We start from the raw sequence: 19,483 nt of genomic DNA, 5'->3' as shown, positions 1-19,483 counted from the left end.
GGGACGGCCCGACCGGGCGCTCCGCCGCGAGGCCGGCCCGCCGCCCATGGGAAACGTCTACGCGCTGCTCACCGCCCTCGTCTGGGCGGGAGCGGTCATCCTGCTCAAGCGCTCGGGGGAGACCGTCCCGCCGTTCGCCCTCAACCTCTTCCGGGTCGTGGTGTCGACCGCGCTGCTGGTGCCGACGGTGGTCCTCGCCGGCCAGGCCTCGTGGGACGGCTGGACCGGTCGCGACGTCTTGCTGCTGGTGGCGAGCGGCATCGTGGCGATCGCCATCGCCGACACCCTCTTCCACCGCAGCCTCAACCTCTGCGGCGCCGGCATCTCGTCGATCGTCGACTGCCTCTATCCGCCCTTCACGGTGCTCTTCGCCCGCGTGCTGCTCGACGAGCGGCTCTCGGCGCAGCAGCTCGTCGGCATGGGCCTGGTGCTCGCCGGCGTGCTGACCGCGGCGCGGCACGAGGCGCCGCACGGCGTGCCGCCGCGCCAGATCGTGCTCGGCGCAGCGCTCGGCGTCGTGGCGATGGCCGCGCTCGCCCTCGGGATCGTGATCGCCAAGCCGGCGCTCGATCACGCCCCGGTGCTCTGGGCGACCGCGGTGCGCCAGATCGGCTGCCTCGCCGCGATGGCCCCGTTCGCCCTGCTGTCGCGCCGACGGCGGGAGACGCTCGCCGTCTTCCGCCCGGCGCGCGCCTGGCGCTTCACCCTCCCCGGGGCGATCCTCGGCTCCTACCTTTCGCTCATCCTCTGGATCGCCGGGATGAAGCACAGCAAGGTCGGGGTCGCCGCGATCCTCAACCAGTCGAGCACGATCTACATCCTGCTCCTCGCCGCCCTCTTCCTCGGCGAGCCGTTCACCCGCCGCAAGCTCCTCGCCTCGGCGCTGGCGGTCGCCGGCATCGTGTTGGTGACGCTCTAGCGGCCGCGCCTCACGGCAGCGCCGGGCCCCAGGCGGCGACGCCGCCCCATTCGAAGCCGTCGAAGAAGAGCGGCGCGGACTCGCAGGCGCCGCTGTCGAAGGGCGCCGCGCGCGCGGCGCCGCGCTGGTCCTCGGCGAGCGTGCCGGCCGCCGCGCCGCGCGCCGGCGAGGCCGGCGCGAGCGCCATCGTCTCGGTCGGGCCACCGTGGCCCCACGGCGCGCCGAGCTGCGGGTCGGCCCAGAGCGCGGTCGGCGTGGCGCGCACCTCCTCCTGGCCGTTCGGCCGGAAGCGCGGCCACTGCAGGTTGCCGCCGCCGTCGTGCGCCGCGGGGTTGAGGATGTTCCAGGGGTTCCAGACGTTGCCGCCGGTGTTGCCGACGAGCAGGGTGTCGCGCAACGTCAGGTCGTTGCCCGCGTCGACCCGGATGCCGGCGGCGAAGGCCACCTCGCCGGGGGCGGAGTTGCCGGCGATCGTCGAGCTGGCGATCGTCACCGGCGCCGTCGTGCCGATCGAGATCGCCCCGGCCAGGCTCTGCCGCGCCACGTTGCCGGTGAAGGTGCAGTTCTCGACCGTGCCGCTCGCGCCGGGGCCGAGGAAGAGCGCCCCAACGCCGTTCGCCTCGTTGTCGCGGAACACCGACTGCCGGAGGGAGAACGGCCCGCCCTGGAGGTAGACCGCGCCGGCGAAGCCCTGCGCGGTCGGATTGAAGTTGCTGTCGAAGGTGCAGAAGCGGAAGTCGGTGGGGCTCGCCGTGTCGTACGCGACGGAAAAGAAGGCCGCCCCATAGGCGTTGCCCTGATTGCCGTAGAAGCGGACGCCGCACATCTCCACCTCGCGGCTCGCACCGTCGACGCCGATCGCACCGCCGTTGCCGCCGTTGCCCGGATTTCCGCCGCTTCCGGTGGCGCGGTTGGCGAGGAAGAGCGAATCGGTGACGTGCAGGCGCCGGCTGCCGAGCGAGTAGATCGCTCCGCCGTTGCTTCCCCGGTTGTTCTCGAAGCGACAGCCGTGGATCCGGACCACGTCCATCCCGGTCGCGTAGATCCCCCCGCCGCCGCCGTCCTGGGCACTGGCGATCGCCGTGTTGTCGCGGACGATGCAGTCGACGAGCGTCAGGCTCACCGCCTGCCAGGGGCCGCCGGTCGCCTTGTCGATCGCCGCGCCATCGCCCGCCGGCGCCGCCCCGTCGGCAAGCGTCAGGTGCTGCAGGGTCACGGTGAAGGTCGCGTTCTGCGGGTTGGTGATCCGCATCAGGCGCGTCGTCCCGCCACCCGAGAGCGTCACCCGACCGCCACCGTCGATCGTCACGGCGCGGGTCACCTGCAGCTCGGCGGTGAGGGTGAGCGTCACCGGTGCGGCGCCGAGATCGAAGCGGACGAACCCGCCGGCCGTGACGGCCGCCTGCAGCGACGCCGGCGTCACGCTGCCCGGTGTCCCGTTGCCGAGGGTGGTCCAGGTGGCGCTCGTCGCGGGCAGCGCCGCGGGCAGGCAGGCGGCCCCACCCTCCCGGGCGACGGCGAGCGAGACGATCCCGAGGCCGAGAGCGAGCAGGGTCAGCCGGAGTCGGGGCGAGCGGCGCCTGGCGGCGAGAGGGAGCACGCCCCGATTCTGCCGCTTCCCCTCGTCGCTCGACTGTGGCGCGCTTCGCGCCGGGATCGTCCCGTCCGTCGCCTTCAGGCGCGCCGGCCGACGTCGACCGTCGGGGCGAAACGCGGGGCGCGGCGCACCTTCGTCGCCTGCTCGAAGGCGTAGCCGAGGCGCAGCAGTCGGGCCTCGCTCCACGCCGGCCCCATGAACGAGAGCCCCCAGGGGAGTCCGTGGACGAAGCCCGCCGGAACGGTCAAGTGAGGATAGCCGGCCACGGCACAGGGGCTCGTCGCCGCCCCCGTGTAGTGGTCGCCGTTGACCCAGTCGGTGAGGTAGGCCGGCCCCATCGACGGACAGACCAGGGCGTCGAGCCGATGCTTGCCGAGGACCGCATCGATCCCCTCGGCACGCGACAGGCGCGCCGCCTCTCTCACCGCCCGGGTGTAGGGCTCGTCGGTGAGCGGCCCCTTCGCCTCGCACTTCTCGAACGTCTCCTGGCCGAACCAGGGCATCTCCTCCGCCGCGTGCCGCCGGTTGAAGTCGATCAGCTCGGCGAGGTTGCGTGGGTGGCCGCCGTCGACCGGCAGGCCGGCGAGATAGGCGTTCACCCCCGCCTTGAACTCGTAGTGCAGGACCTCGCCCTCGAGCGGATCGAGGTCGGCGAGATGAGGGATCTCGACCGGGTCGACGAGCACCGCCCCGGCGCCCTCGAGCACCGCGAACAGCCCCTTCATCTGGTCTTCGATCTCGGGGTGCCAACCGAAGAACGCCCGCACCAGGCCGAGGCGGGCGCCGGCGAGCCCGCGCGGGTCGAGGGCGGCGGCGAAGTCGGCAACCTGCCCGGCGGCGCGTGCCGTCGCCGGATCACGCGGGTCGGCGCTCCCGTTGCCGGCGAGCGCGGCGAGCAGCAGGGCGGCGTCGGCCACCGTCCGGGTCATCGGTCCGGCGGTGTCCTGGGTGGCGGAGATCGGAATCACGCCGCTGCGCGAGACGAGACCGACGGTCGGCTTCAGGCCGACGAGGCCGCACATCGACGACGGGCAGATGATCGAACCGTCGGTCTCCGTGCCGACGCCGAGGGGGGCGAGGTTCGCGGAGATCGCCGCCCCGGTGCCGCTCGACGAGCCGCAGGGGTTGCGGTCGAGCGCATAGGGGTTGCGCACCTGGCCGCCGCGCCCGCTCCAGCCCGAGGTCGAACGCGGCGAGCGGATGTTGGCCCACTCCGAGAGGTTCGTCTTGCCGAGCAACACGGCGCCGGCGGCACGCAGCCGCTCGACGAGGAAGGCATCCCGCGCCGCTCGCGAGCCGGCGAGAGCGAGCGAACCGGCGGTCGTCCACATCCGGTCGCCGCTGTCGATGTTGTCCTTGATCAGCACGGGGATCCCGTGCAGCGGTCCGCGGAGCTTCCCGGCGCGGCGCTCGGCGTCGAGCTCCGCGGCGATGGCGAGCGCGTCCGGATTCGTCTCGGCGACCGCGTTCGGCCCCTGCGGGCCGCGATCGAGGGTCGCGATGCGCTCGAGATAGAGCTCCGTCAGGCGGCGGGAGGTCCACTTCCCGGCCGCCATGCCGGTCGCGAGGTCGGTCACCGTGATCTCCGCGAGCTCGAACGGAGGGTCGTTGGGATTCGCTTCACTCGCCGCCGCGCCTGGCCGCGCGCCGATCGCCGCGCCTCCGGCCACGCCGATCGCCGCCAGCCCGGCGCCGCCGAGCAATTGACGCCGATTCATCGCCGATCCCGTGGGGCTCTCCATGGTCCGCTCCTCCGTTGGCCCGTCGGAGTCTACGGGGAAAGCGCTCCACCGAGACCGCGATCAGAGTCCGAAAGCATCCCAATTCGACAGCGTGCCGCTCTCGAAGCCGTCGGCAAAGGAAAGAATCGGGGCCATCGCCGCGCGCAGCACGACATCGTCGACGTAGCAGCCGTCGCGCTGTACCGAGACGTCGGTCGAGAGACGGAAGCGGATCCGCGCCTGAGCCTTTCCGTCGAGCTGCGGCGCGGCGAGCGTCACTTGGGTCCAGGTCGACTGCGTCCCGTCGTAGCTCGCCAGCTCGGTCCAGGTCGCTCCGTCGTCGCCCGAGACTTCGACGTGGCAGAAGTCGAAGGTCGGCTCGGTTTCGTAGCGCTGCCAGAAGGAGACATGGACGCCGCTCGCCTGCGAGAGGTCTTGGATCGCGGAGACCAGCGAGGTGTCGACGTTGTTGCCGTAGACGACGCCAGCCCCCGGGGAATCGGTCCAGGAGTGCGATGGGCTATGCGCTTGCAGGTTGGTGATCGCCCACGGGCTCGCGGCCGCCCAGCCGAGGTTCCCCCCTTCGACGTCGTCCGCGAGCGCCGCCGTGTACGGCACCAGCGAGAAGTCCTGGAGGCGCGAATCGCCGGAGGAGAGTGTGACCGCCGCCACGTTGGCCGAGGCGTGGTCGAGCGCCGAGGCGGCGAGCGCGTACGTGCCGGTCGGCACCTGAATCGAATAGGCCCCGCTACCGGCGTCGGAGGTCGTCGAGAACGGCCCGACAGACACCGTCGCCGCGAGCGGCGAGCCGCTCGTCGCGTCGCGAACGACTCCGTAAACGGTCGGCGCGGTCAGCGGATCCATCACCGTGAGGTAGGTTGCCGAGACGGCCCCCCAGTTGCCGGCGCTGTCGCGCCCGCGCACGAAGGCGAGGTGGCGACCCTCCGAGATCCCTGCCGTGGGAACCGCCACCGTCGCCGGCTCCACCGTCTCGTCGAACGCCCCGTCGACGGCGCTCATGGCGATCGGCGCCGCTCCGGCCGCCCACGGCGGGGTGTCGAGCGTCAGCTCGGCCTGGGCGATCGGCTGGCTCGGCTCGACGCCGCCGGCGCTCGAATAGCGCGTGTCGTCGAGGGTCGCGGTGACCGCGAGCGGATCGCCGGGCGCCACCACGCTCACACTCGGCGTGACCGACAGGGCGTCCGGACCGGCGGGGGTGCGGTAGGGCGTGCGCGCGACCTTGGCGGCGTAGCGCAGCGCCGCGAGGTTGTCGGGCAGGATCGTCGAGGTGAAGGTCACGCAGTCTTCGAAGAAGTTGGTCCCGAGCTCCCAGGCGTAGGAGGCCACGCCGAGCTCGCCGTAGCCGAAATCGTCGGTCGTGCCGTCGGTGGGGTAAAGACCGATCGACTGCTCCGGCATGTAGCCGTTGAAGTACGCGAACTTGCGCCCGAGCGTGGCGAACGCCGTGCCGTTCGGCGCCACGGTCGAGGTGAACCCCCACGGCCAGAGCACCAGCTCGCTGAAGCTGTGAAGGTCGAGGTAGAGCCCGCTGGCGTCGGGCGGCGCCGGATCGGTCAGCTCCGGACCGCGCTGATCCGGGAAGATCGCCAGGAGGTAGTTGCGGATCGCCTGGACCTCCGGCTCGGAGGCCGGTGAGTCGCCTCGGAAATCCGTTGCGCAGGTAGCGGGGTAACCGCTCGACCCGCCGCAGCAGCCCCATTGGAACGGAAAATTCCGGTTGAGGTCGGCGCCACGGGAGGTCGAGGTCGCGCCGCAGTACGCCTCGTTCGTGTTCTTCCGCCACGACGAGCCGGCTTCGGCCTTCTTGCGGCCGTCCGGGTTGGCCTGCAGCAGCAGGTGGACCTCGTGGTGGTCGAGGATCCACGTCGCGTCGGCGTCGCTGCCGTAGCCGTCGACGAGCTGTTCGGCGAAGCGGAGCGCCAGCTCGGCGGTGGTGTACTCGCGAGCGTGGATGGCGCCGTGCAGGAGAAAGCGCGGCTTCGGCCCCGGCACGGCCGAGTTGGTGAGCCGGAGCACGCGCAGGTCGTAACCGGGGTTGCCGCCGGCGGTGACCTTCTCCCAGCTGTCGCCGATGTCGACGATCGACGCAAGCTGGGGATGGGCGGCGACGATGGCGTCCGCCGTGGCGTAGCTCTCCTCGACCGTCCGATAGCAGGAGTATCCCGGAATGCCGGCGAGGGTCTGCTCCGTGGCGGCGCGGCGCTGCGCCTCGCGCATCGCGGCCGTGGTCGCCTCGTCGAGCTCGAGCCAGTAGCCGCGGGCACGCAGCCACTCGAGGTCGCTTGCGTCGGCCGCGAAGAGACGCAGCGCGCCGCTCTTGCGGTCCACCGAGAAGTGATCGAAGCGGCGCCCGACCTCCTGGCGGTCGGCGTCGGGGACGAAGAAGGCCCGCACCATCCAGGGGCCGTCACCGGTGAACGGATCGGCGACGTCGACGCCAGCGTGGAGCGGCGGAGCGACGAGCGCCAGCAGGAGCGCAAGAGCGATCGGCAGCGAAAGACGGCACAGGTGTCGAATCATGGCGACCTGGAAGGAAGAGTCCGGCCCGAAACGGAGTCGGCGAATCTGCTTCGAAGCAGATCGCCTTCCGCCCCTCCGCGTCAAGGGAGTCAGCAGTCCGGCAAGCCGACGCTGACCTCGGGCTCGGGCGACCCCGCGCCGGGCTCGATGGGGCGGAGGCGCAGCGCGAGACCGCCGCGCGCCGTCTCCTTGTACTTGCTCCGCATGTCCCGCCCGGTTGCCGCCAGGGTGTGGATGACGTCGTCGAGACTGACGAAGGACTCGCCATCCCCGCGCAGCGCCAAGCGGGCCGCCTGGATCGCCTTCACCGCCGCGACGGCGTTGCGCTCGATGCACGGCACCTGGACCAGCCCGCCGACCGGATCGCAGGTCAGCCCGAGGTTGTGCTCCATGGCGATTTCGGCGGCCACCGCCACCTGCGCGGGCGTCCCGCCGAGGAGCTCGCAGAGCGCGCCGGCCGCCATCGAACAGGCACTGCCGACCTCCCCCTGGCAGCCGACCTCCGCACCGCTGATCGAGGCGTTCTCCTTGAAGAGCGTGCCGATCGCCGTCGCGGTGAGCAACATGCGCCGCACGCCCTCGTCGCTCGCACCGTGGACGAATCGTCGGTAGTAGTGCAGCACCGCCGGCACGATTCCGGCGGCGCCGTTGGTCGGCGCGGTCACCACCCGCCCGCCGGCGGCGTTCTCTTCGTTCACCGCGAGCGCGTAGAGCCCGACCCAGTCGAGGGCGGTGAGCGGGTCGGCGAGCCCCGACTCCGGGTTCTCGGCGAGTTGCCGGTAGAGGGCGGGAGCGCGGCGCCGCACCTCGAGTCCGCCCGGCAGCACGCCGTCGGCACGACAGCCGCGCCGGACGCAGGTCTGCATCGTCTCCCACAGCCGCTGCAGTCCGGACTCGAGATCGGTCGCGCGGCGCATCGCCAGCTCGTTGGCCCGCACGATCCCCGAGATCGAGAGCCCGAGCTCCCGACAGAGCGCCAGGAGCTCGGCGGCCGAGTGGAAACGATGCGGCACCTCCTTCCCGTCGCCGCGCCCCGATCCGACCGACTCGCCCTCTTCGACGACGAAGCCGCCGCCCACCGAGTAGAAGGTCCGCTGTCCGACGACCGCACCGCCGGCGTCGCGCGCCGTGAAGCGCACCGCATTCGGGTGGAACGGCAACGGCCGAAGCTCGAGGCGCAAGTGCTCGGCCTCGACATAGGGAACCGCTCGCCAACCGAGAATCGGCAGCCGGCCGTCACGGCGCACGCTCGCCACGAGCGGATCGACCTGGTCGGGATCGAGGAGCTCCGGCCGTTCGCCGAGCAGCCCGAGGACGACCGCCTTGTCGGTCGCGTGGCCTCTCGCCGTGGCGGCAAGCGAGCCGAAGAGCTCGACGGTCAGCCCGGCGGTGCGATCGAGCGCCCCGCCCTGGGCCAGCCCTTCGGCGAAGTGCCGCGCCGCGTTCATCGGCCCGAGCGTGTGCGAGCTGCTCGGACCGATGCCAATCTTGAAGAGGTCGAAGACCGAGAGTGTCATTCCCGTGCCGGGAGAGCGGGGACAGGAACCCGTCTCTCCCCCTTGCGTGCCGGGAAGACTACTGCGTCGCCGCCGGATTCGCTCCTGCGGCAGCCCCGCCGGTCGCGACCTTCGGGTCGTCGAGGTGCTCGGCCTTCCAGGTCATCGCCATGAGAATCCGGTTCCGGCCGCTCGGATGATCGAAGAAGAGGATCTCCTCGAGCGGCGACGGCGCGAGCTTGCGGTACTCGCCGAGCTTGAGCGCCGTCTCGGCGAAACCGTCCGGCTGTCTGGCCGCGTTGAGGCCGAAGATGTCGGCCTCGACCTCGTTGACGCGGATGATCGTGTTCGTCACCGGGGTCGCAACGAAGAAGAAGACCGAGAAGATGGCGACCAGCAGCGGCAACGTCGCCACGTCGGAGACCCCGTCGAGCCGCCAGGCCGCCCCCCACCGGGCCAAAGCCTTCTCCATGCCCCAGCGCACGAAGGCGAAGGCGGCGACGATCAGCAGGCCGAGCTCGAGGACGCTCTCGTAGACGTGGTTGAGAACATAGTGCCCCATCTCGTGCGCCATCACCGACTCGATCTCGGGCAGGCTGCAGCGCTTGAGCAGGTTGTCGTTGAGGGTGATGCGCTCCGTACCGAGAAGACCGCTGACGTTGGCCGAGATCCGCGTCGTCTGCCGCGAGGCGTCCATCTCCCAGACGTCGTGGGCGGGAATGCCGTTCGCCCGGGCGAGCGCGAGAATCGGCGCGAGCACCTTCGGATCCTCGAGCTTCTTGTACTCGTTGAACAGCGGATTGATGAAGACCGGCCCGATCACCGCCCCGAAGACGAGGAAGCCGAGTCCGAGGAGAGCCCCCCACAGCGCCCAGGTGCGCGGCTTGCGGCGGAGCACGGCGTAGAGCAGCGGCACGAACGCAGCGCCCAGCAGCAGGCCGATGAGCAGCTCCTTGGCCTGGTCGCCGAGCCAGAGACCGAAGCTCTGGGTCGCGAGGCCGTACCGATGCTCGCGGAAGTAGTCCGAGTAGACCGTCAACGGGAAGGAGAGCAGCGAGACCAACGGCAGGTACATGGCGAAGTAGAGCGAGGCGGCGAGCGACCTTCTCCGGGTGATCCGGTTCGCCAGATCGCGCAGTCGCGCCGAGAGCCCCGTCCCGAGGAGGAGCCAAGCCACCGCCAGGCCGTAGAGGAAGCCCCAGAGCTGCAGCCAGTAGCCGCCCTCGAAATAGGCGTCGGACTTGGCGCGCTCCGCGGCGGGCATCCGCGCGAGGTAGGCCTCGGTCGCCTTCTGGGGATCGAACGCGGTGGAGCTGGCTCCAGGCGTCGCCGCCGCAGGCGCGCCGGCACCCCCAGGCGAGGTCGGGTTCCGTGGTGCTTCCTCGAGACTCCAGACCCCGGCGGCCGAAGCGACCGACAACAGCAGTGCCAGGGCCCAACTCCGCCCTCCGGATCGCAACCTCATCGCACCCTCCTTGCCGGATCGCCTTCCGGCGTCCAGCGACCGCAGCAAGACCTGCGACGACACGTCGGGCCTTTCCCGACCTTACGTCGGCTCACTCGCTCGGGTTTCGTCCGGGGACCGAGAGCGCCCGGCGCGCTCGGGTGCCGCTTGCGCGGTCATCGCTCGGCGCGCGCCTGCCGGCGCGGCACGACGATCAGGATCGTCCCCAGGATCGCCACGCCGACGAGACTCGTCAGGTAGGACGGGTGCTCCAGCAGCTCGGGCAGTCGGACTTCGGCGAACTTCAGCGCCGCGAAGAGGATGCCGATGATCGCCTCGCCGGCGATCAGCCCCGAGGCGAGGAGCGTGCCGGCGTTCTCGGCGCGCTCCTTCGGCTCCTTCTCCCACTTCTCGCGCTCCGCTGCCCGGTCGAGCATCCCCTTGAACAGACCGCCGACGAAGATGGCGAACGAGGTCTCGATCGGCAGATACATTCCCACCGCCACCAGCATCGGGCTCTTGACCTGCATCAAGATGAACGCGAGCCCCATGAAGACGCCGACCAGGATGAGGATCCACTCGGTCTTGCGCTCCATGATGCTGCGCGAGACGACGGCCATCAGGCTGGCCTGCGGCGCGGCGATCCGCGCACCGCCGAAGCCGGCGTTGGTGGCCAGCAGCTCGTTCTGCAACTCCGGGGCGAGGGCTCGCACCTCGGTGAGGCTGTAGGCCCGGTGGGCGAGCGCCGAGCTCTCGCCGGCGTACTCGACGCTCGCCGCGCCGGCGCTCTCGAGCTCGCCGAGCTTCTGCGCGACGGCGCTCTTGATGTCGCCGAGGTGGAGCACGGAGAGCACGAGGAACATGGCGAGCGAGGCGGCGGTGACGCCGAGGATGTCGCCGACCTGCATCCGCCAGGGGGTGCACCCGAGCAGATGGCCGGCCTTCAGGTCCTGCATCATCTCGCCTGCCACCGACACCGAGACACAAGTGAAGGCGGCCACGCCGAGCACCGCGGCGATCCCCGTCGCCCCCTCGAGGCCGAGCACGACCATCAGGAAAGCGACGGCGATCAGCACCGTGACGGTGAGCCCGCTCGTCGGATTCGACGACACGCCGATGATGCCGACGAGGTAGCCGGAGACGGCGGCGAAGATGAACCCGAGCACCAGCATCACCGCCGCGGCGACCGTCGCGGCGAGGAGGCTGCCGGCGAACCACTGGAAGACGAAGACCATCACCGCAAGCACCGCGGCGATGCCGACGAGCGCCCACTGGATCGGGATGTCGCGATCTGTGCGGATCGCCTGCGGCTCGCCCGCGCCGCGACGTCGCGTGAGATTGCCGACCGAGCGAGCGATCCCCTCGACGAGGCTCGCTCGCATCTTGTAGAGCGTGTAGAAGGCTCCGACCAGCATCCCGCCGATGGCGATCAGGCGCACGGTGTTGCGCCAGACGAGCGCGATCTCGGTGGCCCAGTTGGCCACCGGCGTCGCGTCGTGCCAGTGCATGAAGAAGGCGATCGCCGGGGCGAGCAGACCCCAGGCAAGCACGCCGCCGCTGAAGTTGATCCCGGCGAGGCGCGGCCCGATGATGTAACCCACGCCGAGAAACGCCGGGCTCGCCTCCGGCCCGCGCACCACGAGCGCCCCCCTGCCGACCGTGAGGCTGGTCTGCCACTTCGCCGCGAGCACCTTGAGCTCGGCGAGCAGGGCGAAGAACGCGCCCATCCCCATCCCGGCGAGAAGGTGGCGCGACCCGCCCTGCCCTCGTTGCCCCGCCTTGTGGATCTCCGAGGCCGCCACCGCCTCCGGGAAGGGCAGCTCGGCGTTGTTCACCAGCACGCGGCGCGTGATCGTCACGAACATGATGCCGAGCAGGCCGCCGGCGACCAGGATGATCGTCGAGACCACGTAGTGGGCCGGGGTGAAAAAGGTCGGCCAGATCCCGGCGATGAAGAACGCCGGCAGGGTGAAGATCGCTCCCGCCGCGACGTTGCCGCCGATCGAACCGACGGTGCGCGCGCAGTTCTCCTCGAGAATCGTCCCGCCGAGCGCCTTGATCACCGCCATGCCGATCACCGCCGTGGTGTAGGTCGCGGCGATCGTCATGCCGGCCTTCAGACCGAGATAGGCATTGGCGGCGGCCATGAAGACGGCCATCGCGACGCCGAGTAGCAGCGCACGCGGCGTGGCTTCGCGCATCTCGGTCGCGGCGCTGACGAACGGCTCCGAACGCTTCTCTTCCATGGCCGATCTCCCGGTCAAATCCGCTGAGGGGTGACGCTCTCGGGCGAAGACTTCAGGGAACGGCCGGGTAGGTTGCGCTCCACTGCGCCATCGAACCGCTCTCGAAATCGCCGGCGAAGACCGCACCGAGGGCACAGCTCTGCACCTTGATCTCGTCGAGGTTCCAGCCGTCGGTGCGTCCGGAGGAGGTGTCCGAGCCGATCCGGAAACGGAACTGCACCGTCTGGCCGGCGTAGGCGCTCACGTCGACGACCGAGCGCGTCCACGCCTGCGGATCGCCGCACCAGGCCGAGGCTCCCCCGATCGGGTTGGAGAAGGAGGTCGAGACCGTGCCGTCGTAGGGATCGGTGAGCAGCGTCGCGTTCGTCAGCTGGATCCAGGACGTGCCACCGTCGGTCGAGATCTCGAGAATCCCGCCGTCGTAGCACCCACTGGTCGACTTCTCGAACGACTGCGAGTTCCAGTAGACGAGCACCACCGGGTTCTCGCCGGCCGGCAGCGCAAGCGCCGGCGAAACCAGCCGCTGGTCGGCGACGGCGGTCGGGTCGGTGGCGTGCATCGCCTGCGTCCCGGCATGGACGTAGGCGGCGCTCGTCGTGATCGCCCAGGTGTTGCCGGTGCCGCTCGAAGCCCAACCGCCGAGACCGGTCTCGAACCCGAAGTCGTAGACGAGATGGGGTACCGATCCGGTGGCGCAATCCCCAGGAAGCGCCTGGGTGGTGAACGAGAAGGCCGGCGAGACCGCCGAGCCGCACGGGTTGTTGGCGGTCACCCGCCAGTAGAGATGGGTGTTCGACGGCAGGTCGACGGTCGGCGTGTGGCTGGTCCCGGCGACCGTCGCGGTGTAGACGGGGCTGCCGAACCCGGCACTGTCGTCGACCTCGAGCAGGTAGTCGGCCGCCCCGGCAGCAGCGCCCCAGGAGAAGGCGGGGCGCGGTGCGACGTTGATCGCCCCGTTCGCCGGCGCGGTGAGCGCCGGCGCTGCGGCCGAGCCGGTGAAGACGGCGAGATCGACCGTGTCGGAACGCAAGGTGCCACTCGGGCTCGCCGTACCGGAGACGGTGATCGTCGAGCTGCCGGCGGCCACGCCCACGGTGGTCACGTTCATCGTCGTGCCACCGCCCGGACTCACCGGATTCGCGGCGAAGCCCACCGTCGAGCCGACCGGATTTCCGGAGGCCGCGAGCGTCACCGGCTCGGCGAAGCTCCCCAACTGCCCGACGGCGATGTCGAACGTGGCGCTGGCCGGCGCGCAGACCGTCCGGCTCGCCGGCGTCGCGTTCACTTGGAAGTCAGCCTGCGAGAGCAGCAGGTTCACCGCCGCGAGTGCGTCGATGCGGCCAGCCCCGAAGGTGTTGTTCGGAAAGATCCCTGCCGCGACGCTGCACTCCCCGCCGAAGGTCGGGTGCACCGCGGACTGACGGATGAGGTCTTCGAGGCGGGTGACGTCGCCGGCTGCCGCCGGAACCGCCGAGACCATCAGTCCCACGAGCCCGGCCACGTGCGGTCCGGCCATCGAGGTGCCGCTCCAGCCGCCGGCATAGGAGCTGCCGGGAATGCTCGAGCGGATGTTCGAGCCGGGGGCGGCGATGTCGGGCTTCATGCGGTTCGAGCCGTCCACCGTCACCGGACCGCGGCTCGAGAAGCTCGAGACCGCGTCGGTCGAGGTCGTCGAGCCGACCGAGAACGCGGCGTCATAGATCGCTGCCGGCGTGTTGACTGTCGAGCAGGCCGACCCGTCGTTGCCGGCCGAGACCGCCACGAAAATGCCCGCCGCCCGGACGTTCTCCACCACCGTCTGCATGACACCGAAGTTCGCGGCGCTGCACCCCTCCGAGGTCGGGCAGCCCCAGGAGTTGTTGATCACGTCGGGGGACTTGGCGGGGTCGGGGTTCTGGCCAGCGAGATTCGTCGGCGCGATGAACCACTGGAAGCACTCGATGTAGCTCGTCGGGGTGCCGACGCCGACGTTCATGTTGCGGCACCCGATCCAGCGCGCCCCGGGAGCCATGCCGATCTGGTTGGATCCACCGTCGTCGCCGACCATCGTGCCCATCGTGTGAGTTCCGTGCTGGTCGTCGTCGCACGGGACGACCGAGTCTGGGCCGCAGGTGCCACCGCCGGAATGGACCGCATCGTGCCAGTTGTAGTTGTGATCCGCGCTCGCACCGTTCCAGCCGCGGTACTTGCTCTTGAGCGCCGGATGATCCCACTGGTAGCCGGTGTCCTGTCCGCCGATGACCGCGCCCTGCCCGGTGTAGCCCAAGGCCCAGACCGAGGGTGCGTTCACCTTGGTGATGTTCCATTCGACCGCGAGCGGAGCGTCGCTGCGGTTCTGCTCGGCGAGGTCGACGACCGGCTGCTCCATCACCAGCTTCGGATTGGTATCGAGGCGCGCCACGTCGGGACGCGCGGCGAGCTCCTGCGCCAGCGCGAGGTCGCCCTCGACCCAGAGGAAATTCGCCGCCCAGAACGAACGGTGGACGATGCCGCGACGCTCGAGCTCGGCGAGCAGCGGCGCCTGGGCGCGTTTGGCGGTCGCCGTGAGCTTCTCGTAGACGTAGCGCCCCTTCGCAAGCTTGCTCGACAGCTCGTGCGCCGCCGAAAGGTCGGCCTGCTCGGTCATCACCACCAGCATCTCGGCGCGGCCGCCGGGGGCGTCCGCGAAGACCCGCTCGAGCGCAGGCGAGATCTTGGCCAACGCCGCAACGGGCGCGGCAGCCAGGGCGAGGGCGAGAACCGCAGAGCAGACAGGGCGCATGGGGCCTCCGGAGATCGGTCGCAGGGGATGAACCTCCGTATCTTAGCTGCAAACCAGGAGGCGAGCCCACCGGATTCTCCCGGCGATCTCGCGCCGATGCCGGCCCACGCAGGTCCCTGCCGAGCCACCACAAGGCGCTCCACAACAAGTCGCCACAACAAGTCGCCGGCACCTGGTGACAGCCCACGACATGTCGCTGGCACCTGGAGGCGCCGGGCTGGTGGTCGAGCTCAGGCGGAGAAGCGGCAGATTCGCCTCAGGAATTGCGTCATTGGGGTCGATGGGACGCCGGCTTCGCTACATTCCTGAGGGCTCGATGGTCGAGGTTACCTGCCGAACCGTGCAGGGAAGGCTACTGTTGCGCCCCTCGCCGCAACTCAACGACCTGGTGCTCGGGATCCTCGGGCGAGCCCAGGCGCGGTACCGCATGACGGTGCACTACTTCGTCGTTCTCTCCAACCACATCCATCTACTGCTCTCCCCGGACACGCCTCAGCAGCTCGCGCTGTTCATGGCGTTCGTCGAGGCCAACCTCGCCAAGGAAGCCGGGCGACTTCATGCCTGGCAGGGTCCCTTCTGGGCGCGTCGGTACCAGCTGATCGTGGTTTCCGGAGAACAGGAAGCCCAGGTTGCTCGACTGCTCTACCTCCTGCGTCATGGCGTGAAGGAAGGGCTCGTGGATCACCCCCGCGACTGGCCCGGGCCGAATGCCCTGCCAGCCCTCGTCGAGGGCTCCCCTTTGACCGGCGTCTGGGTCGACCGCACGCAGGAGTACCGACTTCGCCAGCGGCAGACTCCGGTCGATGGGTCCGCTTGTCGTTGTACGGAGACGATCGTCCTCACTCGGCTTCCCTGTTGGGGCCACCTGACCGACGCGGCCTATCGCCTTCGCCTCGACGAGCTCGTCTGTCAGGTCGAGTCCGAAGGGCTCCAGCGACGCCGCGAGCAAGGAGACCCGCTCGGACTTGAGCGCATTCAGCGGCAGCACCCACACCAACGACCCTCGACGACGAAGCGCTCGCCAGCGCCCCTCATACACGCGGCACACCGGATCGTTCGACTCGCATTCGTCGACGCCTATCGCGCCTTTGTCGGCGCCTACCGAATCGCCGCCGACCGACTCCGAATGGGCGACCGGCTCGTGATCTTCCCGGACCGAGCCTTTCCTCCCCCGCTGCCCGTCGGCAAGTAAATAGCTCCACTCCACAATCGCGCGAAACCGCTCGAGGCCGAGCTCGAGACAGCGAGAGTCCGTCGTCCACCCACCGATCGTCGAGCGCTGGAGCGAGGTCTCGTCCCTTGCCGCGGCCGTCTGCCCGACATGGGACCTCGGAAGCCAACCAAATCTGGTCTGCTCTGCCGCATTCGAGGTCTCGGAAACGACCACCCGACCTTCCCTCACGACAAGTCGCTGGCACCTCCGGGAGAGTCAGTCGTTCCCGCGCTGCCGCGCCTCCTCCCGCCGCCGCGCGAACTCCTCCAGCCGGCGACCGAGCCGCTCCTCCTCGCCCTTGCCCGACGGCACGTAGAACCGCGCCCCCCGCAGCGCCTCCGGCAGGCACTCCAACCCCGCGATCCCCCCCTCGGTGTCCGGTGCATAGACGTATCCGCGCCCGTAGCCGACCTCCTTCATCAGCCGTGTCGGCGCATTGCGGATCGCCAACGGCACCGGCTCGGCGGGGCGTTCGGCCACCGCTCGTCGCACCTCTCCCCAGGCGCGATAGACCGACACGCTCTTCGGCGCAAGCGCCAGGTAGACCGCCAGCTCGGCGATCGCCAGCTCCCCCTCGGGCGAACCCAGCCGCTCGTAGACGTCCCACGCGGTCACGGCCAGCGTGAGCGCCCGCGGGTCGGCAAGTCCCACGTCCTCCGCCGCGAAGCGCACCAGCCGGCGGGTCACGTAAAGCGGCTCCTCGCCCGCCTCGAGCATCCGCGCCAGCCAGTAGAGCGCCGCGTCCGGATCGCTCTCACGCAACGACTTGTGCAGCGCCGAGATGAGGTTGAAATGTTCCTCTCCCGCCTTGTCGTAGAGCAGCACCTTGCGCTGCGCCACCGCCTGCACGTCGACCTCGGTAATGCGCGCCGCCCCTTCGGGCCGTCTCTCCGCGGCGAGCAGCTCGAGCAGATTGAGCGCCTTGCGCGCATCGCCCGAGGCGAGCTGGACGATCGCCGCGATCGCCTCCTCACTCAGCTCGAGACCCTGGACGGCGACGCCGCGTTCGCCGTCGACGAGCGACCGCCGCACGAGCTCGGCGAGCGCTTCGGCGTCGAGCGGCTCGAGCACCACGACCCGGCAGCGCGAGAGCAGCGCCGCGTTGAGCTCGAAGGAGGGGTTTTCCGTCGTCGCCCCCACCAGCACGATCTCGCCACGCTCGACGAACGGCAGGAAGGCATCCTGTTGCGCCCGGTTGAACCGGTGGATCTCGTCGACGAAGAGCAGGGTTCGCGCACCGTGCGCGCGATGCCGCCGCGCCGCCTCGGTCATCACCTCGCGGATCTCCTTGATCCCCGAGGTCACCGCCGAGAACGGCACGAATTCGGCCCGGGTCGTCTCGGCGATGAGTCGAGCCAGCGTCGTCTTGCCGCACCCCGGCGGCCCCCAGAAGACGATCGACGGCACACGATCCTCGGCGATCGCGCGCCGCAGAAACCCATCCGGTCCGACGAGCGCCTGTTGGCCGACCACCTCGTCGAGCGTGCGCGGCCGCATCCGCTCGGCGAGCGGCGCGTCGCGCCGCACTGCGTCATGTCGAGGCGAGCTCGGGTCGTCGAAGAGGGTCGGTCGCATGAGCATCTCCGTCGGCGATCTTTCCACGATCTTCCGCGTTCGCCGCAGGGCGACGCCGAGCGAACCTTCGCCGCGAGCGACGACACGCTGCCCCACCCCAAGGGGTGGCCTGTCGCGAGATACCGTGAGGGTGGGGCGTTCGCCACCCTCGGGGGGGTCGTGACGCACCAGCGCCCCCGATAGCCTCGCTGCCGAACGACTCGCGTTCCAGGTCGCCGCTCGCACCCCGCTCGGGCAAGCCGCGCCGCCGTGAGTCCACTCTTCCGACCGGAGACGACGACATGCCCGCCGCCCAGCCAGCCGGACTCGACCGTGAAACGCTCGATCTCACCCTCGAAGCGCTGCGCGACTTCGCGCGCGAGGAGCTTCCCGACGCGGCGCTCCTCGACCTCGACGCCCGCGACGAGTTTCCCGAACCGATCGTGCGTCGCATGTGCGGCGAGCTCGGGATCTCGCTGCTGTTCATTCCCGAAGCCTACGGCGGCATGGGCGGCGGCGCTTTCGACGTCTACCGCGTCTGCGAGACGCTGGCACGGATCGATCTCGGCGTCGCCACCGGCGTGCTCGCCACCTTCCTCGGCAGCGACCCGATCCACTTCGGCGGCACCGAGGAGCAGAAGCAGCGCTTCCTCGGCGCCATCGCCGAACACGGCCTGCTGATGGCCTACGGCGCCACCGAGCCCGAGGCCGGCAGCGACCTCGGCGCCTTGCGCACCACCGCGCAACGGATCGAGCAGGACGGCCGGATCGTCGCCTACCGGATCGACGGCGCGAAGCAGTGGATCAGCAACGGCGGCTACGCCGACCTCTACAGCATCCTCGCCCAGACCCCCGGCGGTCCCACCTGGTTCGTCGTCGACAAGGGCACACCGGGTCTTTCGCACGGCAAGCCCGAGGACAAGCACGGCATCCGCGCCAGCAACACCGCGGCGGTGATGCTCGACGGCGTGGTCGTCGAGGCCGACCGCCTCGTTGGCGGCGACGAGGGCCAGGGTCTGCTGCAGGCGCAGGTGGTCTTCGGCTATACCCGCTTGATGGTCGCCGCCTTCGGGCTCGGCGCCGGGTGGGCGGCGCTCGACAAGGCGATCCCCTACTCGGTCGAACGCATCCAGGGCGGCGCGCCGCTCTCCGAGAAGCAGGGCTACACCCACAAGCTGATCGTGCCGCACGCCGCACGGCTCGAGGCCGCCCGCGCCTACATCGAGGAGACCGCCGAGCGGATCGACCTCGGCGAGGGGACGCTCAACACCGAGGGAGCGATCGCCAAGTACATGGCGAGCGAGGCCGGAAACGCCGCCGCCGAAGCCGCCATCCAGGCGCTCGGCGGCTACGGCTACACGCGGGAGTACCTGGTCGAGAAGATCAAGCGCGACGTGCGCATCACGACGATCTACGAGGGCACCTCGGAGATCCTCGAGATGACCATCGCGCGCGACCGCTGGCAGCTCCACCTCAAGACACGGGGCGACTACTTCCACGCCGAGGCGCGTCGCGCCGAAGAGCTGGCATCGCGTCACCCCGAGGTCGGGGCAGCGACCGCCGCGCTCGCCCTGCACGCGCTCGCCGAATTGTACGAGCGCGCGCGTGTCGCCCGTCTGACTCGCCACCAGCACGTCCTCTTCCGCGTCGGCGAGCTCACCGCCTGGGCCGAGTCCGCCGCGGCCTTCGCCCGGCGCGCCGCGCGCGCCGCCGCGGGGACGCTCGCCGAAAAGGGCGACCGGCGCCTCGGCGCCGCTCCCCTCGCCGCCCTGGCCCGCGCCTTCGCCCGCGAGGCGGCACTCAAGGTGGTCTCCGAGGGGCTGCGCTGGTCCGTCGGTGCCGGCGGCGTCGGCGGTGACGAGGTGCCGGCCTTCGCTCACGCGCTCGGCCTTCCCAGGATCCTGGCAGCCCAGGCCGGGCTGCTCGACGATCTCGACCTCGCCGCCGACGCACTTTACGGACGCAACCGCGACGGCGCTGCCGTCTGATCA

Annotated in this window: 11 protein-coding genes; 3 read left to right on the top strand and 8 right to left on the bottom strand. The window is 70.5% G+C overall.

Annotation, left to right across the window (positions count from 1 at the left end; translation table 11 throughout):
• Positions 1-46: 46 nt before the first annotated feature.
• Positions 47-919: a DMT family transporter gene (locus tag IPJ17_11375; GenBank protein QQR72127.1), complete on the top strand. Its 873-nt coding sequence runs from the start codon at positions 47-49 to the stop codon at positions 917-919.
• 10 nt (positions 920-929) lie between these two features.
• Here IPJ17_11375 and IPJ17_11370 read toward each other — a convergent pair whose 3' ends face one another.
• From IPJ17_11370 to IPJ17_11340, 7 genes are all read right to left on the bottom strand, one after another.
• Positions 930-2,519, bottom strand: coding sequence for a right-handed parallel beta-helix repeat-containing protein (locus IPJ17_11370; GenBank protein QQR72126.1), 1,590 nt, complete (start codon positions 2,517-2,519; stop codon positions 930-932).
• A gap of 74 nt (positions 2,520-2,593) precedes the next feature.
• The gene (locus IPJ17_11365; GenBank protein ID QQR76149.1) at positions 2,594-4,234 is read right to left on the bottom strand and encodes an amidase; all 1,641 of its coding nucleotides are present in this window, start codon (positions 4,232-4,234) and stop codon (positions 2,594-2,596) included.
• Between the two features lie 84 nt (positions 4,235-4,318).
• On the bottom strand, positions 4,319-6,778 hold the full coding sequence (locus IPJ17_11360; GenBank protein ID QQR72125.1) for a peptidase M14: 2,460 nt from the start codon (positions 6,776-6,778) through the stop codon (positions 4,319-4,321).
• 89 nt (positions 6,779-6,867) lie between these two features.
• Positions 6,868-8,295 carry an L-serine ammonia-lyase gene (locus IPJ17_11355; GenBank protein QQR72124.1) on the bottom strand — a complete coding sequence of 476 codons (1,428 nt, stop codon included), beginning with the start codon at positions 8,293-8,295 and terminating at the stop codon, positions 6,868-6,870.
• 58 nt (positions 8,296-8,353) lie between these two features.
• Entirely contained in the window at positions 8,354-9,538 is a 1,185-nt protein-coding gene (locus IPJ17_11350) for a M48 family metallopeptidase (protein QQR76148.1), read from the bottom strand.
• Positions 9,539-9,894: 356 nt separating this feature from the next.
• Positions 9,895-11,964, bottom strand: coding sequence for an oligopeptide transporter, OPT family (locus IPJ17_11345; protein ID QQR72123.1), 2,070 nt, complete (start codon positions 11,962-11,964; stop codon positions 9,895-9,897).
• Positions 11,965-12,016: 52 nt separating this feature from the next.
• Positions 12,017-14,725, bottom strand: coding sequence for a S8 family serine peptidase (locus tag IPJ17_11340; protein QQR72122.1), 2,709 nt, complete (start codon positions 14,723-14,725; stop codon positions 12,017-12,019).
• A gap of 316 nt (positions 14,726-15,041) precedes the next feature.
• Between IPJ17_11340 and IPJ17_11335 the strand changes: the two genes are divergently transcribed.
• Positions 15,042-15,917, top strand: coding sequence for a transposase (locus IPJ17_11335; protein QQR72121.1), 876 nt, complete (start codon positions 15,042-15,044; stop codon positions 15,915-15,917).
• Positions 15,918-16,154: 237 nt separating this feature from the next.
• On the opposite strand, the gene IPJ17_11330 is transcribed toward IPJ17_11335, so the two are convergent.
• Positions 16,155-17,513 (bottom strand): replication-associated recombination protein A, encoded by a 1,359-nt coding sequence (locus IPJ17_11330; protein QQR72120.1) that lies wholly within the window; start codon positions 17,511-17,513, stop codon positions 16,155-16,157.
• Positions 17,514-17,794: 281 nt separating this feature from the next.
• Here IPJ17_11330 and IPJ17_11325 point away from each other — a divergent pair, with 281 nt between their 5' ends.
• Positions 17,795-19,480 carry an acyl-CoA dehydrogenase family protein gene (locus IPJ17_11325; protein QQR72119.1) on the top strand — a complete coding sequence of 562 codons (1,686 nt, stop codon included), beginning with the start codon at positions 17,795-17,797 and terminating at the stop codon, positions 19,478-19,480.
• Positions 19,481-19,483 lie beyond the last annotated feature (3 nt).

Source organism: Holophagales bacterium (genome assembly GCA_016699405.1).
In the GTDB taxonomy this organism is placed as follows: domain Bacteria; phylum Acidobacteriota; class Thermoanaerobaculia; order Multivoradales; family JAGPDF01; genus JAAYLR01.
The sequence above is the reverse complement of the archived record's forward strand: the minus strand, read 5'-3'. Positions and strand labels throughout refer to the sequence as shown.